Consider the following 19,597-nt stretch of genomic DNA (forward strand, 5'->3'; position numbering starts at 1 on the left):
ATGGTCAGGCAAGTAAAATCGCCTTGAAAGCCGTGCTTTTGGCATGGCTTCATCCACGCTACCGCACTACTCATCCCTTTCCGAGCATTAGTTTAGATAATCTTTATTGTTAAGTTAAATTTAACGGATGCGGAAGTTACTCGATATGGTTATAAATTGCCATAGTGTTAATGAAATGCAGCGAAAAAGTGTGATCTGGGTCGGGACCGCAAAACCTGTGCCAACCCTAAGATCGCGTGGCTGAATCGCGTGGCTGAAAGGTTGAGGCGATAATGGCGTGGGCCGGCGAACGGTCACAATAATCCAGCGTAATATGCTGCTAATCGAACGCAGGGCAAAACTTGTGCCCACCGGTCGATTTGTCAGCCGCATTGCAGCGGGGTTTATCTGGCGGTATGGTGGGTGATTACCTGCTAAAAAACAGTACTGCTGCACCTATGACTTTCTCACTTTTCGGCGAAAAATTTACCCGTTATGCGGGCATTACCCGTTTGATGGACGACCTGAACGAAGGCCTGCGCACCCCCGGCGCCATCATGCTCGGCGGCGGCAACCCCGCACAGATCCCAGAGATGGAAGCCTATTTCAAACAGCTGTGCCAGGAGATGCTCGACCAGGGCAAACTGACCGAAGCGCTGTGCAACTACGACGGCCCGCAAGGCAAGGACGCGCTGCTGAAAGCGCTGGCCAATCTGCTGCGCGACGAGCTCGGCTGGGAGATCTCGCCACAGAATATTGCTCTGACTAATGGCAGCCAAAGCGCATTTTTCTACTTGTTCAACCTGTTCGCCGGCCGCTACGCCGACGGCTCGCGCCGCCGCGTGTTGTTCCCACTGGCGCCGGAATATATCGGCTATGCCGATGCCGGGCTGGATGAAGGGCTGTTCGTCTCCGCCAAACCGAACATCGAGCTGCTGCCGGACGGCCAGTTCAAGTATCACGTCGATTTCGAACATCTCACCATCGGCGATGACATCGGCATGATCTGCGTTTCACGGCCGACCAACCCGACCGGCAACGTGATCACCGACGAAGAGCTGATGAAGCTCGATCTGCTGGCGCAACAGCGCGATATTCCGCTGGTCATCGACAACGCCTACGGCGTGCCGTTCCCCGGCATCATCTTCAGCGACGCCACGCCGCTGTGGAACCCGAACACCATCCTGTGCATGAGCCTGTCCAAGCTCGGCCTGCCCGGCTCGCGCTGCGGCATCGTGATCGCCGACGAGAAGGTGATCACCGCGTTGACCAACATGAACGGCATCATCAGCCTGTCTCCAGGCAGCATGGGGCCGGCGATGGCGACGGAAATGATCGCGCGCGGCGATCTGCTGCGCCTGTCGAACGAGGTGATTCGCCCGTTCTACAAACAGCGCGTCGAGCACACCATCGAGATCATTCGCCGCTACCTGTCGCCGGAACGCTGCCTGATCCACAAACCGGAAGGGGCTATCTTCCTCTGGCTGTGGTTCAAGGATCTGCCGATCACCACCGAAGTGCTGTATCAGCGCCTGAAAAAGCGCGGCGTGCTGATGGTGCCCGGCCACTACTTCTTCCCGGGACTGGAGCATGAATGGCCACATACCCACCAGTGCATGCGCATGAACTACGTGCCCGATCCGGAGAAAATCGAGCGCGGCGTGGCTATTCTGGCGGAAGAGATCGAACGCGCACATCAGGAAGGCTAACGCCGACTGATTGAAAATCGACCGATAAAGATATACGATGCATATATCGTATATCTTTTTTGGAGGGCCAACGATGACTCGCATCGTGATCGATTTACCTGAAGAAGACCTGCGGCAGCTCGATAATCTGAAAAATATCCGCCACGTTCCCCGGGCCGAAATCATTCGTCAAGCAGTCTCCCGCTATCTGACGGAGAACCACGTGGAAGATCCCAGCAACGCTTTCGGGCTCTGGTCCGGGGCGATGGGAGATGGCGTGGAGTACGAAAATCGTCAGCGCGAGGAGTGGGAATAATGGTGGCTCAACGGGCGTTATTCGACACCAATATCCTGATCGATTATCTCAACGGCATTCCTCAAGCCAGGGACGTTCTGGTCGAGTATCACATCAATCCGGCCATCAGCGCCATCACCTGGATGGAAGTGATGGTAGGTGCTAAAAAACAGGGTCCGGCACTGGAGCTGAAAACACGTCAGTTTTTAGGGCAATTTCTGCTGCTGCCTATTACCGATGAAGTCGCCGAACGCGCCGTAGAACTGCGCCACTCACAGCATGTGAAACTGCCAGACGCCATTATCTGGGCCACCGCGCAGGTGGGATTCCGGATGCTCATCTCCCGTAACCCCAAAGATTTCGGCACTGACAATGGCGTGTTGATGCCTTATCGGCTGTAGACGATCCGCACTACAACGTCCAGAACAGCACCGCCAGCAGCTGCGGCGACATGATGCGCAGGAACATCGCCAGCGGATATACGGTGGCGTAAGACAGCGCGGCGGCGCCGCTGGTGGGATGCAGGCCGTTGGCGAACGCCAGCGCCGGCGGATCGGTCATCGACCCCGCCAACATGCCGGACAGCGTCAGATAGTTCATCTTGCCCACCGTGCGCGCCAGAATGCCGACGCTCAGCAGCGGAATGGCGGTGATCAACGCGCCATAACCAATCCATGTCAGCCCCTCGCCATGCAGCAACGTATCGATAAAATTGCCGCCCGATTTCAAACCGACCACCGCCAGAAACAGCACGATGCCCAGTTCGCGCAGCGCCAGGTTGGCGCTCGGCGGCATAAACCAATACAGCTTGCCGATACTGCCGATGCGCCCCAGGATCAGCGCCGCCACCAACGGCCCGCCGGCCAGCCCCAGCCGCAATGCCGCCGGGAAGCCGGGCACAAACAGCGGAATGGAGCCCAGCAGCACCCCGAGGCCGATGCCGATAAAGACCGGCAGCATCTGCACCTGCTGCAGCTTTTGTTGGGCGTTGCCGACGATTGCCGTCACCGCGTCGATGGCCTCCGGCCGGCCGACCAGGTTGAGAATATCGCCAAACTGCAGCGTCACGTTGCTGCCGGCCACCAGCTCCACGCCGGCGCGGTTGAGGCGTGAAATCACCACGTCATATTTCTGCTTCAGGTTCAGATCGCGGATTTTTTTCCCCAGCACCTGCTCGTTGGTCACCGCCGCCCTCACTACCTGCAGCGCAGTGCCGCGCGTGGACAGCGAAGCGTCGACCTCTTCACCGATCACCAGCCGGGCGTTCTCCAGATCTTCGCGTTTGCCCACCAGGTGCAGATAGTCGCCGAGCTCCAGCCGCTCATGCGGCGCCGGCACCATCAACATCTCGCCGCGTTTGAGGCGCGAACAGACGATCGCTTCACCGTTGAGCAGCGGTACGCTTTTGATCGCCATGCCCTGCAGATTGGGGTTACGCACCGCCACGTTCATGGCGTGCAACAGCTCGCGCTGATTACCCAGGCTGCTTTCAAACGCCTGCGCCTCGCGCTCGATGTTGATGCGAAAAACCAATCGGATCAGCCACATCACCAGCAGGATGCCGCAAATGCCGAACGGATAGGCCATGGCGTAACCCATGCCCATGCCGTCCACCAATGCCGGATCGGAACCGAGATCGGTCAGGATTTGCTGACCGGCGCCCAGCGCCGGCGTGTTGGTGACCGCGCCGGAGAACACGCCGAGGATGATCGGCAGCGGCACGTCGAACAGCTTGTGCACCGCCGCCGCCACTGCGCCGCCGGTCAGCACCAGCAGCACCGCGAAGGCGTTGAGCCGCAGACCGGAGACGCGCAGCGAAGAGAAGAAGCCGGGGCCAACCTGAATGCCGATGGTGTAAACGAACAGGATCAGGCCAAACTCCTGGATGAAGTGCAGCATGTCCCCGTTCAGGCTGATTTGCCCGCTCTGGGCGAAGTGGCCGACCAGGATGCCGCCGAACAGCACGCCGCCAATCCCCAGCCCGACACCGTACAACTTCCAGTTCCCCATCCACAGCCCAATGACGGCCGCCAACGCCAACATGCTGACGGTCAGGGCGATATCGCTCATAGGTCACATCCTTGCCAAAGTTGAACATGGGATTTGCGGATATAGACACACAATTAACAAGGATTATGGCATCGGGCAGACGGGGGGACTGTGGCGTGCGCCACATAACGCAACGGGGGAGATCCGTCTGGATCTCCCCCGCATGATGATGACCGTTTTTCAGTCGGTTATTTGGCTTCCAGCTCCGGCGTCGCGCCGATGGCGATGCGCTGAGGCTGCAAGGCTTCCGGAACCTGACGCACCAGATCGATGTGCAACAGGCCATTTTCAAATTTGGCCTCGGACACCTGCAGGTGTTCCGCCAGAGTGAAGGTCAGCTGGAACTCTTTGCACACCAGCCCCTGATGCAGGTACTCGACCTGTTTTTCCGGCGGCGTGGGTTTACCGCTGACGGTCAGCCGCGGCCCTTCCACTTCGATATTCAGTTCGCTCTGCCGGAAACCGGCCAGCGCCAGAGAAATGCGGTAGTGATTGTCATCGCTTTTCTCGATATTATACGGCGGGAACCCCTGGGGTTCCTGGCCCCCCATGGAACTGGCCAGTTTATCAAAACCAATCCATTGACGCAGAAGCGGGGATAGATCGTAATTACGCATAGGAACAACTCCTTTCATTAAGCGAGATGTGTTTATTCAGCCCCCTGACGGCAGGCGGATTATTACTGCATATTTGCCGACAGCGTTCCTGCCGGCGAAAACGGAATTATTTAATTTCGATACGGCGCGGTTTTAATGTTTCCGGCACGATGCGCTGCATATCGATATACAGCAGACCGTTCTCCAGTTTGGCGCCTTTAATTTGAATATGTTCGGCCAGCTGGAATTTACGCTCGAAATTACGCTCAGCGATGCCCTGATATAAATAGGTTTTTTCTGCCGGTTCGTTATTGTGCGCACCGCGCACGATCAGCAGATTATCTTGCGTGGTGATCTCCAGCTCCTGCTCGGCAAACCCGGCTACCGCAATGGCGATGCGATAATGATTTTCGTCCACCAGCTCGACATTATAAGGGGGATAACCGCCGTTGCCCTGGCTCTGGCCGGCCTCCAGCGCGTTGAACAGGCGATCGAAACCAATGGCGGAACGGTATAGCGGAGAAAGATCGAAATTACGCATAAAACAGCCTCCTAAGGCACTTCAGCGAGGTTGAAATAAATACGCCTTCCATTCTGGACAGGCTAATTAAGCCAGAATTCCCTTACGGCAAATTCTCAATCCGGCTCTGATGATAAAATGGGGGTTGATTTCATCAATTCAACGGGCGAGGATCAAAAAAAGCGCTTTTCGGTTAGGTGAAAGTTTTTTTACCACTTACACTAAAGTGAGAGAGCCGCCACAGAGCGGGATTTTGCTTCTTTTAAAGCAGCAACAGGATGTTATAAATCAGCTTAATTTAGGGGCACAGCAACCCTGCAGGATGGATTAATGACGACGATGAAAGCGATAGCGACGGGCTGCATGTTGTTGGCGACCAGCGGTTGCTCCAGCGTGATGAGCCATACCGGCCCGAATCAGGGTTACTATCCCGGCACCCGCGCCAGCGTGGACATGCTGAAGGACGACAACACCAGCTGGGCGATGATGCCGCTGGTGGCGCTGGATCTGCCGTTCTCCGCAGTGATGGATACCGTGCTGCTGCCTTACGACTATCTGCGTTCAGGCAATGACGCCACCGCAGACTCGCCAAAAGCGCGCATCCTGCGCAGCGAGCAGCAGAATCTGGCGGCAACCGGCAACCCCGGCGAGGGCAACGACAGCACCGCCACACACTAATCACGCACGCAGCGGGCCATCAGGCCCGCCTTACGCCTCAACCACAAAGATCTGGTTGAATCCGGCAATCTCGCGCATAAATGCCACTTTCTTGCCATCCGGCGAAAACACCACGGCATCCCCCGACGGCGGCTGCACGCTGCGCTGCGTTAAACGCTGCAGGCGGCCGCTGGCGACCTCACACAGCATCACGCTGTTGTCACACACCAGGGCTATCGTCCCGCCCTGCGGGTGCCAGCTGAACGCCGACTGGATGTCATGCTCGCCGCGGCTGACCTGGCGCGGCTCACCGCCGTTCGGCGACACCGTCCACAGTTGCACCACGCCGCCGTCATCCTTCATCAGAAAAGCTATCTGGCTGCCGTCCGGCGAGCTGCGCAGCCAATGGCGCGGCGCACCGACCACGCCCGGAAAACGGCGTTCACCGGTAAAGGTCACCCGCCGCTGCCTGACGCCAAGCGGCGGCGCCGGCAGCTCGCTTTCCGTCCCCTGCAGCGGCACCGCGCCGGCCCTGGCGTAGTCGGCGTCGCTCTCCGGCAGATCGACGATAAACACCTCCGGCAGTTTCTCGCCGGCGGCGGAAAGCGTATCGCCGATGAACGCCAGCGCCCAGCGCTGTCGGCTGCCGTCGGCCTTACGGTAGCCTTCGCGGCCAATCCAGCCTTCTTCGTAGGCGCGATTGATCTGATCGCTGCCCGGCTGCGGCTGCGGCACGGTCTCGCTAACCAGCACGCAATAGTGGCTGCCGTCATATTCACGGGGATGCTGTTTCGGCGGATTGACCCCGTGCAGCGGCACAGCCACGCCGACGTTGCGCAGATCGCGCGCCGGATCGCATTCATGCATCACGTGATCGTTGTAGGTAAAGCTGAGGCGGCTGCCGTCCGGGCTGAAAACGTGCACATGGCTGCCGCCGCGCAGCGCGCCGGGCGTGTAGGGCGCCGTGATATCCAGCGCGTCGAGGGTAATGGCCAACTCGCGATCCGGTTCGCTGACGATCACCCCGCGGCGGTGATGAAAATCATACTGCCAGGCGCTGTCCGGGTGTTCCGGGCCGTGGATGAAGACGTAACGCGCCGGCGCATCGGGGCTGACCGTGACCACGCCGACGTGTGCGCCGTGCTGGGCGCGATAAACCACTTCCACCGCGCCGCTGGCGACGTTAACCCGCTCGATGCTCAGGCCGGTGAAAGAGGCGCCGCGCGGGCGCACGTCATAAGCCAGCCATTGGCTGTCCGGCGTCCAGACGTTGATATTGGTTAACTGATGCCCGCGTGGGTCGAAAGTCAGTTGTTTTTCCCGATGGCTCATGGCGGCTCTCCTGCGCATGCTGGCACTGAACGGCCATCTTACCGGATCGGCAGCCGCGTTTCATATGGCCGGCGAGGACGAGCCGGGGGCTTTCCCGCGTCGAAATGTCCATGAGACTTATCCGTTAAGCCTATCGACGACGCCGGCAGGAAATAAACGCCCGGCTAGCCGGCCACATTCCTGATGGGGAAACTCAACGACGCCCAAACGGTATAAGTAAAGGAAGCGAGCATTATTTTATTGATTATCCTTCTCCTCATTAAATACGCCCACAGCGGCACCTTACTTAACGCAAATAAATAAAAAATTGTGCCGCTAAACGCCCAGTAATGTTTATTTTCACCGCATACGCGATGCCGTACCCCCGCCATTTCCGCTTTCTGGCCGGGTTGCCCGACGGGGTTTACAATCCATACAAAAAAGTACAAACTGGATTTTAAGTCTAAAAAATCCGGAGCCGGTATGAACCCCCTTTTCGATGCCATTGTTTCTGCCCATCAGCAACTGCGCCCTCAGGTGCGAGTCACGCCATTGGAGCGCAGCGTGCTGCTTTCTCAGCAATTGGGTTGCGAGCTGTATTTGAAATGCGATCACCTGCAGCACACCGGTTCCTTTAAATTTCGCGGCGCCAGCAACAAGCTGCGGCTGCTGGATAACGAGCAACGCCGGCGCGGCGTGATCGCCGCCTCTACCGGCAACCACGGTCAGGCCGTCGCTTTGGCGGGGCAACTGATGGGCGTTGGCGTCACGGTTTATGCGCCGGAGACGGCGGCGAGCATCAAGCTCGACACCATTCGCGCGTTGGGCGGCACCGTGGAATTGGTGCCGGGCGATGCGCTGAACGCCGAACTGGCGGGGGAACAGGCCGCACGCGAACAGGGGAAAACCTATATCTCGCCGTATAACGACGAGCAGGTGATCGCCGGCCAGGGCACCTGCGGCATGGAGCTGGTTGAACAGCTCACCGATCTGGACGCCGTGTTCGTGGCGGTCGGCGGCGGGGGTTATATCGCCGGCATCGGCACCGTTCTGCGGCAACTGTCGCCGAACACGCAGCTTATCGCCTGCTGGCCGGAAAACGCCACCAGCCTGTACAGCGCGCTGGAAGCGGGCCATATCTTCCCGGTGGAAGAGCAAGAAACCCTGTCCGACGGCACCGCCGGCGGCGTCGAGCCGGGCGCCGTGACCTTTCCGCTGTGCCAACAGCTGATCGACCGCAAAGTGCTGGTCAGCGAGGCGGAGATTAAACACGCGATGCGCCGGATAGCCGCCAGCGATCGCTGGATTATCGAAGGCGCGGCCGGCGTGGCGCTGGCGGCGGCGATCAAACTGGCGCCGGAATACCAGGGTAAAAAGGTGGCGGTGGTGCTGTGCGGCAAGAACATCGTGCTGGAGAAATACCTCAAGGCCATCGCCGATGCACATCCTTAATCGGCAGCAAATCCTCGCCGCGTTCGATGCCGAGACCATAACGCCGCTGCTGAAGCAGGGTTTTATCGCCTACTCGCAACAGCGGGTGCAACAGCCGCCGGTGCAGCATTTCCTGTTCGAGCGGGCCGACGGCGACTGCTGCATCAAGTCCGCCTGGTTGGAAGGCGACGAACTGTTCGTGGTCAAGATCTCTACCGGTTTCTATCGCAATGCCGAACACGGCCTGCCGAGCAATCAGGGGCTGATGATGGCGTTCTCCGCCCAAACCGGCGAGCCGCAGGCGCTGCTGCAAGATGAAGGTTGGCTGACCGCGCTGCGCACCGCCCTGGCCGGCCGCATCGTCGCCGAGCTGTGCGCGCCGCCGCATATCCAGGCGATCGGCATTGTCGGCACGGGCCTGCAGGCGCGGCTGCAGCTGCAATGCCTGAAACCGGTGACCGATTGCCGCGAGGTGTGGGTGTGGGGGCGAGACGAACAGGCGCTGGCGGCGTATCGGCGCGATACCGAAGCCGAGGGTTTTCGGGTGCGGGTTACGCAGAATGCGGCGGAACTGGCGGCGCACTGTCAGCTGATCGTGACCACCACGCCCAGCCGCGAACCGATATTGCAGGCGGCGGATATTCGGCCCGGTACGCACATCACCGCCGTGGGCGCCGACACGCCCGGCAAGCAGGAACTGGCGACCGAGCTGGTGGCCCGCGCAGACGCGCTGCTGGTCGATGCGCTGACGCAGTGTGCGGACTATGGCGAGATCGCGACGGCTTATCGGCAAAATAGGCTGATTTCAACGCCAATCGTCGAAATTGGCGCCGTCTTGGCGCAGGGAGGGCGGGTACGACGCGAGCCGCAGCACATCACCATCGCCGATCTCACCGGCTTGGCGATTCAGGATCTGCAGATCGCCAAAGGGGTGTTGGCGAAAGTATAAAGGGGCGCCGCAGCGCCCCGCGTTATCAGGCGTTGAGCACGAACTTCTCGATAGCGCGCGCCACGCCGTCTTCGGTATTGGCGCTGGTGACAAACTGCGCCACCGCTTTCAGCTCGGGAATGGCATTGCCCATCGCCACGCCGACGCCGGCATATTCGATCATCGCCGTATCGTTGGCCTGATCCCCCAGCGTCATGATGTTCTCCCGCGCCACGCCGAGATGCTCGGCCAGCATTCTCACCCCGGCGCCTTTATCGACGTTTTTGTGCAGGATCTCGAGGAAATAAGGCGCGCTTTTCAGGATGGTGTAACGCGCGCGCGTTTCCGCCGGGATGCGCGCGATGGCGCGGTCCAGCAGCTCCGGCTCGTCGATCATCATCACTTTCGGGAAACGCATCTGGCGATCCATCTCTTCCACGCTGCGGTATTTCAGCGGAATACCGGTCATTTCCGCCTCGTGTATGGTGTACTTGCCGATGTCCTTGTTCGGGGTATACAGGGTATCGAAATCAAACGCCTGGAAGTGAACGCCGAACTCGCGCGCCATCTGCTCGAAATGCAGATAATCCTCAAAGCCCAGCGTTTCTTGCAGAATGCAGGCGCCGTCGACCGCACGCAGCACCAGCGCGCCGTTATAGGTGATACAGAAATCGCCGGGGCCCTGAATGTCCAACTGGCGCAGATAATCCTGCACGCCGACATAAGGCCGCCCGGTGGCCAGCACCACGTGTACCCCTTTGCGCCGCGCCGCCGCGATAGCCTGCTTTACCGCCGGCGTGATTTGGTGCTGCGGATCCAGCAACGTGCCGTCCATGTCGATCGCAATCAGTTCAATAGCCATTCAACGCTTCTCCCAGTGGTTTTTATTCATGCTAACGCGTTTCAGCCTCGGCTGTCAGCGCCAAAAAAGGCCAAAAAAAAATCCGCGCGGGTCGCCCGGCGCGGATTTTCACAGCCATTAACGCATCAGATATCGATGTTCGCCGCTTTCAGGGCGTTTTCTTCGATAAAGGCGCGACGCGGTTCAACCGCATCGCCCATCAGCGTGGTGAACAGCTGATCGGCAGCGATGGCGTCCTTGACGGTCACGCGCAGCATGCGGCGGCTTTCCGGATCCATGGTGGTTTCCCACAGCTGCTCCGGGTTCATCTCGCCCAGACCTTTATAACGCTGCACCGACAGGCCGCGGCGCGACTCTTTCACCAGCCACTCCAGCGCCTGTTCGAAGCTGTCTACCGGCTGACGGCGTTCGCCGCGCTCAATGAACGCGCCCTCTTCGATCAGCCCGCGCAGCTGCTCGCCCAGCTGGCAGATCTTGCGGTATTCACCGCCGTGGATGAAATCGAAGTCCAGCTTATAGTCGGTATCCACGCCGTGGGTACGGATGCGCAACGCCGGCTCGAACATCTGGCGCTCGCGGTTCTCGAAGATCACGAAGTCATAGCTGCTGCCGTGCTGCTCTTTGTCGTTCAGCGCCTGCACCAGCGACGCGATCCAGGTTTTCACCTTGGCTTCATCGCTGAGATCGCCTTCGTTCAGCGTCGGCTGGTAGATCAGGCTGTTCAGCAGCGCGCGCGGGTAGCGGCGCTCCATGCGGCCAATCAGCTTCTGCACGCCGTAGTGCTCGGCCACCAGTTTCTCCAACTGCTCGCCGCCGAGCGCCGGTGCGCTGGCATTGGTGTGCAGCGTAGCGCCATCCATCGCGATGGCGATCTGATACTGATCCATCGCCTCGTCATCTTTGATGTACTGCTCCTGCTTGCCTTTCTTCACCTTGTACAGCGGCGGCTGTGCGATGAACACGTGGCCACGCTCGATGATTTCCGGCATCTGGCGGTAGAAGAAGGTCAACAGCAGCGTACGGATGTGCGAACCGTCGACGTCGGCATCGGTCATGATGATGATGCTGTGGTAACGCAGCTTGTCCGGGCTGTACTCGTCGCGGCCGATGCCGCAACCCAGCGCGGTGATCAGCGTCGCCACTTCCTGCGAAGAGAGCATTTTGTCGAAACGCGCTTTCTCGACGTTGAGGATTTTCCCCTTCAGCGGCAAGATAGCCTGATTCTTGCGGTTGCGCCCCTGCTTGGCAGAGCCGCCCGCGGAGTCCCCTTCCACCAGGTACAGTTCGGACAGCGCCGGATCGCGTTCCTGGCAGTCCGCCAGTTTGCCCGGCAGGCCGGCCAGATCCAGCGCGCCTTTGCGGCGGGTCATCTCACGCGCTTTACGCGCCGCTTCGCGCGCGCGCGCCGCGTCGATGATTTTGCCGACCACGATTTTCGCGTCGCCCGGATTCTCCATCAGGTAATCCACCAGCTTCTCGTTCATCAGCGTTTCAACCGCGGTTTTCACCTCGGAAGAGACCAGCTTGTCCTTGGTCTGAGAAGAGAACTTCGGATCCGGCACCTTCACCGACACCACGGCGATCAGGCCTTCACGCGCGTCATCGCCGGTGGCGCTGACCTTGGCCTTCTTGCTGTAGCCTTCCTTCTCCATGTAGCTGTTCAGCGTACGGGTCATCGCGGTACGGAAACCGACCAGGTGCGTGCCGCCGTCGCGCTGCGGAATGTTGTTGGTGAAGCAGTAGATGTTTTCCTGGAAACCGTCGTTCCACTGCAGCGCCACTTCCACGCCGATGTCGTCTTTCACGGTGGAGAAGTAGAACACGTTCGGGTGAATCGGGGTTTTGTTCTTGTTCAGGTACTCGACAAACGCCTTGATGCCGCCTTCGTAATGGAAGTGGTCTTCACGGTCGGTGCGCTTGTCCTTCAGGCGAATAGACACGCCGGAGTTGAGGAAGGACAGCTCGCGCAGACGCTTGGCCAGAATGTCGTACTCGAATTCGGTCACATTGGTGAAGGTCTGGTGACTCGGCCAGAAGCGCACCATGGTGCCGGTCTGCTCGGTTTCGCCCACCACGTTCAGCGGCGCCTGCGGCTCGCCGTGGCTGTAAGTTTGTTCGTGCACTTTGCCTTCGCGGCGGATCACCAGCTCCAGTTTCTCCGACAGGGCGTTAACCACCGAGACGCCCACGCCGTGCAGGCCGCCGGAAACTTTATAGGAGTTGTCGTCGAATTTACCGCCGGCGTGCAGCACGGTCATGATGACCTCTGCGGCTGAAACCCCTTCTTCCGGGTGAATGCCGGTCGGAATGCCGCGGCCGTCATCCTGCACCGATACCGAGTTGTCGGCATGGATGGTGACCTGAATGTCACTACAGTGGCCCGCGAGCGCTTCGTCGATAGCGTTGTCCACAACCTCGAATACCATGTGGTGCAGACCGGTGCCGTCATCGGTATCGCCGATATACATGCCCGGGCGCTTGCGCACCGCATCCAGCCCTTTTAATACCTTGATACTTGAGGAGTCATAAGAATTCGACATCAACGTTTCTCGCTCATTTTAGTCCTGTGGTTGAACCTCTATTTTACCCTGTTCCACGCGGAACATCTTGCCCTTTTCACCGGCCATGTCGGTCACTTGTTCAGCGCTGACCGCGCTGACAAAAACCTGGGCCTGGGTGGCTTTCAGGCGATCGGCCAGCAACCGGCGACGGCCGGTGTCCAGCTCGGAGGCAAAATCATCAATCAGATACAGGCAACGCCGCCCGCTCTGCCGGGTGAGAAACTCACCCTGCGCCAAGCGCAACGCGCACATCAGCAGCTTAAGCTGACCGCGCGATAACAAATCCTCTACCGGCGTGCCGTCGGCACGAATGCGAAAGTCCGCTTTATGCGGCCCCACCGCGGTATAGGTCAACGCCCTGTCGCGCTCAAACTGGCGCTCCAGCAGCTCGCCGTAGTCGCTCTCTTTGTCCCAGCCGCGCTGGAAGGAGAAGCTCAGGGCGAATTCAGGCAGAAACTGCGCGCAGGTCGCGGTGATATCCGCGGCGATCGCGTCGCTGTATTCCGCCCGCCATTCGCTGATGCGCTCCGCGAGCGGGATCAGTTCCTGATCCCAGGCGCGGATCTGCGCATAGCGACTCACCTGGCGCAGCGCGGCATTGCGCTGCTTCAGTAACCGTTTCAGGTTGCTCCAGGCGGTGAAAAAACCGGGTTCGTTATGAAAACAGCCCCAGTCCAGGAAAGCGCGCCGGAATTTCGGCCCGCCGTTCAGCAGGGTAAAACCTTCGGGGGTGATCAGCTGCATGGGCAGCAGCTGCGCCAGCTCGGCCACCTTGTGGCCGTCGCTGCCATCGATGCGTACTTTGCTGTCACCCTGACGGCTCTTGCTCAATCCTACCGATAGCTCGCGCTCCGCGCCTTCGATGCGGCCATGCAGCACGAACTCCGGTTGGTCGTGGCGGATCACCCGACCGGCCTGCAGACTGCGAAAGGCGCGGCCATGGCCGAGCGTATACACCGCCTCCAGCACGCTGGTCTTGCCGCTGCCGTTAGCGCCGACCAGGAAGTTGAATCCCGGCGCCAGCGCCAAATCCGCCGCCTCGATATTGCGGAAATCTTTAATCAATAAACGCGTCAGAGCCATGCAATCTCTTTACCGATGACGGTGCTGTAATTCAAGGTAACGAGACTACAACCGCATTGGCATGACAACGTAGGCCGCCGCCTGGCTGGCGCCGTCTTCGATCTGCACGCTGGAGACCGAGTCGGTCAACAGCAGGCGCACGTCTTCACACTTGAGCGCGTTCAACACGTCCAGCACGTAGCTGACGTTGAAGCCGATCTCCATCTCCGCGCCGTCGTAGCTGACGTCGAGGATCTCTTCCGCCTCTTCCTGTTCCGGGTTGTTGGCGGTGATCTTCAGCTGATTCTGGCTGACGTACAGCCGCACGCCGCGGAATTTCTCGTTCGAGAGAATAGCCGCGCGGGCGAACGCCTGCTTGAGCAGATCGCAGCCGGCTTCCAGCGTTTTGTCCGGGTTCTTCGGCAAAACGCGGCGATAGTCCGGGAAACGGCCGTCAACCAGCTTGGACGTGAAGATGAAATCGCCGACGTGGGCGCGAATGTTGTTGCTGCCGATCTGCAGCTGCAGCAGCGAATCGCCGCCGTCCAGCAAGCGCACCAGCTCCATCACCCCTTTACGCGGCACGATCACCGAATGCGACGGCAACTGCTGGCCGATCGGCATCGAGCACACCGCCAGGCGGTGGCCGTCTGTCGCGACGGTGCGCAGCTCTTCGCCTTCGGTTTCAAACAGCATGCCGTTCAGGTAGTAACGTACGTCCTGATGGGCCATCGAGAACTGGGTGGCTTCGATCAGGCGCTTCAGCGTCGCCTGCGGCAAGGTGAATTCCACCTCGCTCTGCCAGTCGTCCAGGTTCGGGAAGTCCGCCGCGGGCAGCGTGGACAGCGAGAAACGGCTGCGGCCGGATCGCACCAGCATGCGCTCGCTCTCCAGCGTGACGGCGATCTCCGCCCCTTCCGGCAGGCCACGGCAGATATCAAAGAATTTGCGCGCGGGCACGGTGGTCGCGCCCGGCTCATGCGGCTGGGACAGGGCGACGCGCGCCACCATCTCCATCTCCAGATCGGTGCCGGTCAGCAGCAGGGAGCCTTCCGTCACCTGCAACAGCAGGTTGCCCAGGATCGGCAAGGTCGGGCGGCCGCCCAGCGGGCTGCTCACCTGTTGCAGCGGTTTTAGCAGATGCTCACGTTCAACGATAAATTTCATAGCGCTATGAAGATAATGTTCTGATTAAATTGGAGAAATCTTCTTTGATGTCGTGACTTTCCTCACGCAGCTGCTCGATCTTCCGGCAGGCGTGCAACACCGTGGTATGGTCGCGGCCACCAAACGCATCGCCGATTTCCGGCAGGCTGTGGTTGGTGAGTTCCTTCGCCAGCGCCATCGCCATCTGGCGCGGGCGGGCAACGGATCGCGAACGCCGCTTGGACAGCAAATCCGCGACTTTAATCTTGTAATACTCCGCCACCGTCTTTTGGATATTGTCGATGGTGACCAGCTTTTCCTGCAGCGCCAGCAGATCGCGCAGCGCTTCGCGCACGAAATCGATGGTGATGGCCCGGCCGGTAAAGTTGGCGTTGGCGATCACGCGGTTCAGCGCCCCTTCGAGCTCACGCACGTTGGAACGCAGGCGCTTGGCGATGAAGAACGCCACTTCGCCCGGCAGGCGAATGTCGTTTTCGTCGGCCTTTTTCATCAGGATCGCCACGCGGGTTTCCAGCTCCGGCGGCTCGATCGCCACCGTCAGCCCCCAGCCGAAGCGGGACTTCAGACGATCTTCCACTCCGTTGATCTCTTTAGGGTAGCGATCCGAAGTCAGGATGATCTGCTGATTGCCTTCCAACAGGGCGTTAAAGGTATGGAAGAACTCTTCCTGCGAACGCTCCTTGTTGGCGAAGAATTGGATGTCATCGATCAGCAACGCGTCGACCGAACGGTAGTAGCGCTTAAACTCTTCGATGGCATTGTTCTGCAACGCTTTGACCATGTCCTGCACGAAGCGTTCCGAGTGCATGTAGACCACTTTGGCGTTGGCTTTGCGCGCCATGATGCCATTGCCGACCGCGTGCAGCAGGTGAGTTTTACCCAGGCCGGTGCCGCCATACAGGAACAAAGGGTTGTAGGCGCCGCCCGGGTTGTCCGCCACCTGGCGAGCCGCCGCGCGCGCCAGCTGGTTGGACTTACCCTCGACGAAGTTGTCGAAGGTGTGCTTGGGGTTGACGTTGGAGCGGTAAGAGAGCTCGGGTTGCGCCGCCGCGTTGTCCCAGCTCGGGCGCGAAGGCGCGGCCGTGCGCGCCGCCGGGGCTGCGGGGGCGCTGCTGACGCTGGCGGTCACGGTCTGGCTGATCACCTGCGTGATCGGCTTGCTGCCGACTTCAAAACGCAGCAAAGGCGCATCCGTGCCGCAGAAATCATTCAGCAGACCATTGATGTTGTTTAAGTACTTATCGCGAACCCAATCCAGCACAAAACGGTTAGGCGCGTACAGCGCCAGGGTGTTGTCACTCAGTTCCGCCTGCAATGGGCGAATCCACATACTAAATTCTGTGGCAGGTAACTCATCCTGCAATCGGGCAAGACACTGCTGCCAAAGCGAAAGTGACACGGCGGACTCCACTCGAACAAGATCAATAAAGAAAAGAAACGGGCAACTTTTTTATAACTCATGATTTTTGACACATACCCGGCATCGGCTGTTTGCCTGTGGGGGATGCGAACCGCCTTTCACGGTTTGTGTCCCTCACGATCCCGGTATGAGGGATCGCGATCGGAATGACGGATCATAGCGCAATCCGCGCAAGAGATCCTCCCCTTCCTCACAGATTAGATCCATTTTATCCACAGGCCGCAGCCGGCGGCGATCTTTTCACCGCCGGCGCCGAATGGCCGCGCAGATCCCGGCCGCTGCGCCGCGTTTTTTACATTGTCAACCGGTTATACCCTGTTATCCACGCCGGATCCTGAGATCGCGCGCAAAGGATCTCACGGGGATCCTTGCGATTTCACCCCGAGTCCGTATAATCTTCGCCCTACGTGTGATACCTGGTTCCTTATGGTGCGTCATTAGCCAGACAGGATTCTGCGGTGACCACGGGCCAAGACCGGATTTTGTTCCGTTATTGGCAGACAACCAGGTAGGCTGGCGCGATGCGAATTGACTCAGGACTGTACAATTATTACAATCCCGCTTCTTTATGTATTGCGATTGAGGCGTCGGTCATCTTCACGCCGAGTAGCCAAACGCGTTTACTGATCAGTAATTATTTTAAGTTTAGGTAGAAATCGCTATGAAACGCACTTTCCAACCGTCCGTATTGAAGCGCAACCGTAGCCACGGTTTCCGTGCTCGTATGGCCACCAAAAATGGTCGTCAAGTTCTGGCCCGCCGTCGTGCGAAAGGCCGTGCTCGTCTGACTGTTTCTAAGTAATAAAGCTAACCCGCTGAGTGGTTAAGCTCGCTTTTCCCAGGGAGTTACGTTTGTTAACTCCCACTCATTTCACTTTCGTCTTCCAGCAGCCACAACGGGCTGGCACGCCGCAAATCACCATCCTCGGCCGCCTGAACCAGCTGGGGCATCCCCGCATCGGTCTTACCGTCGCCAAAAAACACGTCAAACGCGCGCACGAGCGTAATCGGATCAAACGCCTAACCCGCGAAAGCTTCCGCCTGCGTCAGCACGAATTACCGGCGATGGATTTTGTCGTGGTGGCCAAAAAGGGGATAGCGGATTTGGATAACCGCGCGCTGACGGAAGCTTTGGATAAATTATGGCGTCGCCACTGTCGCCAGGCTCCCGCATCCTGATCGGGCTGGTGCGGGCCTATCAGCTCGTCATCAGTCCGCTGCTAGGGCCTCGTTGTCGCTTCCAGCCGACATGCTCTCATTACGCAATTGAGGCATTAAGCAGGTTTGGCATGATAAAAGGCAGTTGGTTAGCATTGAAACGCGTATTAAAATGCCACCCTTTGAACCCAGGTGGCGATGATCCGGTGCCGCCAAAAACCGACGATAACAGAGAACACTAACGATGGATTCGCAACGCAATCTTCTCCTCATCGCTCTGCTGTTCGTGTCTTTCATGATCTGGCAGGCATGGCAAACGGACAACGCTCCGCAGCCGGCCGCACAGACCACGCAACAGACTTCGAACGCAGTAGCCGGTGATGCCGCCAACCAGGCCGTGCCAGCCAGTGGTCAGGGTAAGCTGATTACCGTGAACACCGACGTGCTGTCACTGACCATCAACACCCGTGGTGGCGATATCGAGCAGGCTAAACTGTTGGCCTACCCGGAAACTCTGGGTTCATCGACTCCGTTCCAACTGCTGGAAACCACTCCGTCGTTCGTCTATCAGGCGCAAAGCGGCCTGACCGGTAAAAACGGCCCGGACAACCCGGCCAACGGCGAACGCCCGCTGTACCAAGCGGCGCAGGACAGCTACACCCTGCCGGAAGGCCAGGACGAGCTGCGCATCCCGCTGACCTACACCGATAAAGACGGCGCGGTCTACACCAAGACCTTCGTGCTCAAACGCAACCACTATGCGGTCGGCGTGGATTACAGCATCGACAACAAAGGCGCGGCGCCGCTGGAGCTGACCCTGTTCGGCCAGCTGAAGCAGACCACCGAATTGCCTAAGCACCGCGATACCGGCAGCAGCAACTTCGCGTTGCACACCTTCCGCGGCGCGGCATACTCGTCCAGCGAGGACAAGTACCAGAAATACGCGTTCGACAAAGACGAAAACCTGAGCGTCACCACCAAAGACGGTTGGGTCGCCATGCTGCAGCAGTACTTCGCCACCGCGTGGGTACCGGCGACCAAGGGTGACAACACCTTCTACACCGCCAAACCGGGTGACAACTTGTCCACCATCGGCTTCAAATCTACCCCGGTCGTGGTGCAGCCTGGCGCTCAGCAGCAGCTGAACGCGACCCTATGGGTCGGCCCGGAGCTGCAGGACCAGATGGCCCAACTGGCGCCTCACCTGGACCTGACCGTGGATTACGGCTGGCTGTGGTTCATCTCCCAGCCGCTGTTCAAACTGCTGAAGTTCATCCACGGCTTTATCGGCAACTGGGGCTTCTCCATCATCATCATCACCTTCATCGTGCGCGGCATCATGTACCCGCTGACCAAGGCGCAGTACACCTCGATGGCGAAAATGCGCATGCTGCAGCCGAAGCTGCAGGCGATGCGCGAACGCATCGGCGATGACAAGCAGCGCATGAGCCAAGAGATGATGGCGCTGTACAAGGCGGAGAAAGTCAACCCGCTCGGCGGCTGCCTGCCGCTGATCATTCAGATGCCGATCTTCCTGGCGCTGTACTACATGCTGATGGGTTCGGTCGAGCTGCGCCATGCGCCGTTCGCCCTGTGGATCCATGACCTGTCGGCGCAAGACCCGTACTACATCCTGCCAATCCTGATGGGCGTGACGATGTTCTTCATCCAGAAGATGTCGCCGACCACCGTGACTGACCCGATGCAGCAGAAAATCATGACCTTCATGCCGGTGATCTTCACAGTGTTCTTCCTGTGGTTCCCGTCCGGTCTGGTGCTGTACTACATCGTCAGCAACCTGGTGACCATCCTGCAGCAGCAGCTGATTTACCGTGGTCTGGAAAAACGCGGTCTGCACAGCCGCGACAAGAAAAAAAGCTAAGCGTATTGTAGGGGTTCGGCGCGCCGACCCT

19 protein-coding genes are annotated in these 19,597 nt (G+C 59.2%); 10 read left to right on the forward strand and 9 right to left on the reverse strand.

Translation table 11 applies throughout. From position 1 onward, the window contains the following. Window positions 1-437: 437 nt before the first annotated feature. The 3 genes from HWW83_RS17825 to HWW83_RS17835 all read left to right on the forward strand — a co-directional run bounded on the left by HWW83_RS17825 (window position 438) and on the right by HWW83_RS17835 (window position 2,363). Window positions 438-1,688 carry a valine--pyruvate transaminase gene (locus HWW83_RS17825; RefSeq protein ID WP_033645138.1) on the forward strand — a complete coding sequence of 417 codons (1,251 nt, stop codon included), beginning with the start codon at window positions 438-440 and terminating at the stop codon, window positions 1,686-1,688. Window positions 1,689-1,761: 73 nt separating this feature from the next. Next, a complete protein-coding gene (locus HWW83_RS17830) occupies window positions 1,762-1,983 on the forward strand; it encodes a ribbon-helix-helix domain-containing protein (RefSeq protein ID WP_025304767.1) in 222 nt (73 codons plus the stop codon). Next, window positions 1,983-2,363, forward strand: coding sequence for a type II toxin-antitoxin system VapC family toxin (locus HWW83_RS17835; protein WP_025304766.1), 381 nt, complete (start codon window positions 1,983-1,985; stop codon window positions 2,361-2,363). The genes HWW83_RS17830 and HWW83_RS17835 overlap by 1 nt, the downstream gene beginning before the upstream one ends. A gap of 10 nt (window positions 2,364-2,373) precedes the next feature. Here HWW83_RS17835 and HWW83_RS17840 read toward each other — a convergent pair whose 3' ends face one another. The 3 genes from HWW83_RS17840 to ibpA form a co-directional block, all read right to left on the reverse strand. Next, a complete protein-coding gene (locus HWW83_RS17840; RefSeq protein ID WP_042783386.1) occupies window positions 2,374-4,032 on the reverse strand; it encodes a putative transporter in 1,659 nt (552 codons plus the stop codon). 167 nt (window positions 4,033-4,199) lie between these two features. Next, window positions 4,200-4,628, reverse strand: a complete 429-nt coding sequence (gene ibpB, locus HWW83_RS17845) for a small heat shock chaperone IbpB (protein ID WP_004933922.1) — start codon at window positions 4,626-4,628, stop codon at window positions 4,200-4,202. Between the two features lie 106 nt (window positions 4,629-4,734). Continuing rightward, window positions 4,735-5,148, reverse strand: a complete 414-nt coding sequence (ibpA, locus tag HWW83_RS17850) for a small heat shock chaperone IbpA (RefSeq protein WP_004933919.1) — start codon at window positions 5,146-5,148, stop codon at window positions 4,735-4,737. Window positions 5,149-5,457: 309 nt separating this feature from the next. On the opposite strand from ibpA, the gene HWW83_RS17855 reads away from it, so the two are divergent. Then, window positions 5,458-5,805: a YceK/YidQ family lipoprotein gene (locus tag HWW83_RS17855; protein WP_016929593.1), complete on the forward strand. Its 348-nt coding sequence runs from the start codon at window positions 5,458-5,460 to the stop codon at window positions 5,803-5,805. 30 nt (window positions 5,806-5,835) lie between these two features. Here the strand turns inward: HWW83_RS17855 and HWW83_RS17860 are convergent, their stop codons facing one another. Then, entirely contained in the window at window positions 5,836-7,116 is a 1,281-nt protein-coding gene (locus tag HWW83_RS17860) for a YidR family protein (protein ID WP_103101713.1), read from the reverse strand. A gap of 462 nt (window positions 7,117-7,578) precedes the next feature. Here HWW83_RS17860 and HWW83_RS17865 point away from each other — a divergent pair, with 462 nt between their 5' ends. Continuing rightward, on the forward strand, window positions 7,579-8,547 hold the full coding sequence (locus tag HWW83_RS17865; protein WP_042783385.1) for a threonine/serine dehydratase: 969 nt from the start codon (window positions 7,579-7,581) through the stop codon (window positions 8,545-8,547). Then, window positions 8,534-9,475: an ornithine cyclodeaminase family protein gene (locus HWW83_RS17870; protein WP_033645142.1), complete on the forward strand. Its 942-nt coding sequence runs from the start codon at window positions 8,534-8,536 to the stop codon at window positions 9,473-9,475. The genes HWW83_RS17865 and HWW83_RS17870 overlap by 14 nt, the downstream gene beginning before the upstream one ends. Before the next feature lie 25 nt (window positions 9,476-9,500). Here HWW83_RS17870 and yidA read toward each other — a convergent pair whose 3' ends face one another. From yidA to dnaA, 5 genes are all read right to left on the reverse strand, one after another. Continuing rightward, window positions 9,501-10,316, reverse strand: a complete 816-nt coding sequence (gene yidA / locus HWW83_RS17875; RefSeq protein WP_033645143.1) for a sugar-phosphatase — start codon at window positions 10,314-10,316, stop codon at window positions 9,501-9,503. A 125-nt stretch (window positions 10,317-10,441) separates the two neighbouring features. After that, entirely contained in the window at window positions 10,442-12,856 is a 2,415-nt protein-coding gene (gyrB, locus tag HWW83_RS17880; protein ID WP_004933898.1) for a DNA topoisomerase (ATP-hydrolyzing) subunit B, read from the reverse strand. Window positions 12,857-12,874: 18 nt separating this feature from the next. Beyond that, window positions 12,875-13,960 carry a DNA replication/repair protein RecF gene (gene recF / locus HWW83_RS17885; RefSeq protein WP_004933895.1) on the reverse strand — a complete coding sequence of 362 codons (1,086 nt, stop codon included), beginning with the start codon at window positions 13,958-13,960 and terminating at the stop codon, window positions 12,875-12,877. Window positions 13,961-14,005: 45 nt separating this feature from the next. Beyond that, window positions 14,006-15,106 (reverse strand): DNA polymerase III subunit beta, encoded by a 1,101-nt coding sequence (dnaN, locus tag HWW83_RS17890; RefSeq protein ID WP_004933892.1) that lies wholly within the window; start codon window positions 15,104-15,106, stop codon window positions 14,006-14,008. A 4-nt stretch (window positions 15,107-15,110) separates the two neighbouring features. Next, window positions 15,111-16,505: a chromosomal replication initiator protein DnaA gene (gene dnaA / locus HWW83_RS17895; protein ID WP_004933889.1), complete on the reverse strand. Its 1,395-nt coding sequence runs from the start codon at window positions 16,503-16,505 to the stop codon at window positions 15,111-15,113. 682 nt (window positions 16,506-17,187) lie between these two features. On the opposite strand from dnaA, the gene rpmH reads away from it, so the two are divergent. From rpmH to yidC, 4 genes are read left to right on the forward strand one after another with little or no spacing between them, the layout of a single operon-like run. Next, a complete protein-coding gene (gene rpmH, locus HWW83_RS17900) occupies window positions 17,188-17,328 on the forward strand; it encodes a 50S ribosomal protein L34 (protein WP_000831330.1) in 141 nt (46 codons plus the stop codon). A 17-nt stretch (window positions 17,329-17,345) separates the two neighbouring features. Further along, window positions 17,346-17,705, forward strand: a complete 360-nt coding sequence (rnpA, locus tag HWW83_RS17905; protein WP_004933883.1) for a ribonuclease P protein component — start codon at window positions 17,346-17,348, stop codon at window positions 17,703-17,705. Next, window positions 17,669-17,926, forward strand: coding sequence for a membrane protein insertion efficiency factor YidD (gene yidD, locus HWW83_RS17910; protein ID WP_004933881.1), 258 nt, complete (start codon window positions 17,669-17,671; stop codon window positions 17,924-17,926). The genes rnpA and yidD overlap by 37 nt, the downstream gene beginning before the upstream one ends. 2 nt (window positions 17,927-17,928) lie before the next feature. Then, the gene (yidC, locus tag HWW83_RS17915; RefSeq protein ID WP_176589460.1) at window positions 17,929-19,566 is read left to right on the forward strand and encodes a membrane protein insertase YidC; all 1,638 of its coding nucleotides are present in this window, start codon (window positions 17,929-17,931) and stop codon (window positions 19,564-19,566) included. Window positions 19,567-19,597: the final 31 nt, after the last annotated feature.

This window comes from Serratia ureilytica (genome assembly GCF_013375155.1).
Lineage (GTDB): Bacteria > Pseudomonadota > Gammaproteobacteria > Enterobacterales > Enterobacteriaceae > Serratia > Serratia ureilytica.

Coding starts and splice junctions, on each gene's coding strand:
- yidD (WP_004933881.1), top strand. CDS start 17,669: ATGGCGTCGCCACTGTCGCCAGGCTCCCGCATCCTGATCGGGCTGGTG.
- rpmH (WP_000831330.1), top strand. CDS start 17,188: ATGAAACGCACTTTCCAACCGTCCGTATTGAAGCGCAACCGTAGCCAC.
- yidA (WP_033645143.1), bottom strand. CDS start 10,316: ATGGCTATTGAACTGATTGCGATCGACATGGACGGCACGTTGCTGGAT.
- HWW83_RS17830 (WP_025304767.1), top strand. CDS start 1,762: ATGACTCGCATCGTGATCGATTTACCTGAAGAAGACCTGCGGCAGCTC.
- HWW83_RS17825 (WP_033645138.1), top strand. CDS start 438: ATGACTTTCTCACTTTTCGGCGAAAAATTTACCCGTTATGCGGGCATT.
- HWW83_RS17860 (WP_103101713.1), bottom strand. CDS start 7,116: ATGAGCCATCGGGAAAAACAACTGACTTTCGACCCACGCGGGCATCAG.
- HWW83_RS17855 (WP_016929593.1), top strand. CDS start 5,458: ATGACGACGATGAAAGCGATAGCGACGGGCTGCATGTTGTTGGCGACC.
- HWW83_RS17865 (WP_042783385.1), top strand. CDS start 7,579: ATGAACCCCCTTTTCGATGCCATTGTTTCTGCCCATCAGCAACTGCGC.
- HWW83_RS17835 (WP_025304766.1), top strand. CDS start 1,983: ATGGTGGCTCAACGGGCGTTATTCGACACCAATATCCTGATCGATTAT.
- yidC (WP_176589460.1), top strand. CDS start 17,929: ATGGATTCGCAACGCAATCTTCTCCTCATCGCTCTGCTGTTCGTGTCT.
- recF (WP_004933895.1), bottom strand. CDS start 13,960: ATGGCTCTGACGCGTTTATTGATTAAAGATTTCCGCAATATCGAGGCG.
- gyrB (WP_004933898.1), bottom strand. CDS start 12,856: ATGTCGAATTCTTATGACTCCTCAAGTATCAAGGTATTAAAAGGGCTG.
- dnaN (WP_004933892.1), bottom strand. CDS start 15,106: ATGAAATTTATCGTTGAACGTGAGCATCTGCTAAAACCGCTGCAACAG.
- HWW83_RS17870 (WP_033645142.1), top strand. CDS start 8,534: ATGCACATCCTTAATCGGCAGCAAATCCTCGCCGCGTTCGATGCCGAG.
- ibpA (WP_004933919.1), bottom strand. CDS start 5,148: ATGCGTAATTTCGATCTTTCTCCGCTATACCGTTCCGCCATTGGTTTC.
- HWW83_RS17840 (WP_042783386.1), bottom strand. CDS start 4,032: ATGAGCGATATCGCCCTGACCGTCAGCATGTTGGCGTTGGCGGCCGTC.
- ibpB (WP_004933922.1), bottom strand. CDS start 4,628: ATGCGTAATTACGATCTATCCCCGCTTCTGCGTCAATGGATTGGTTTT.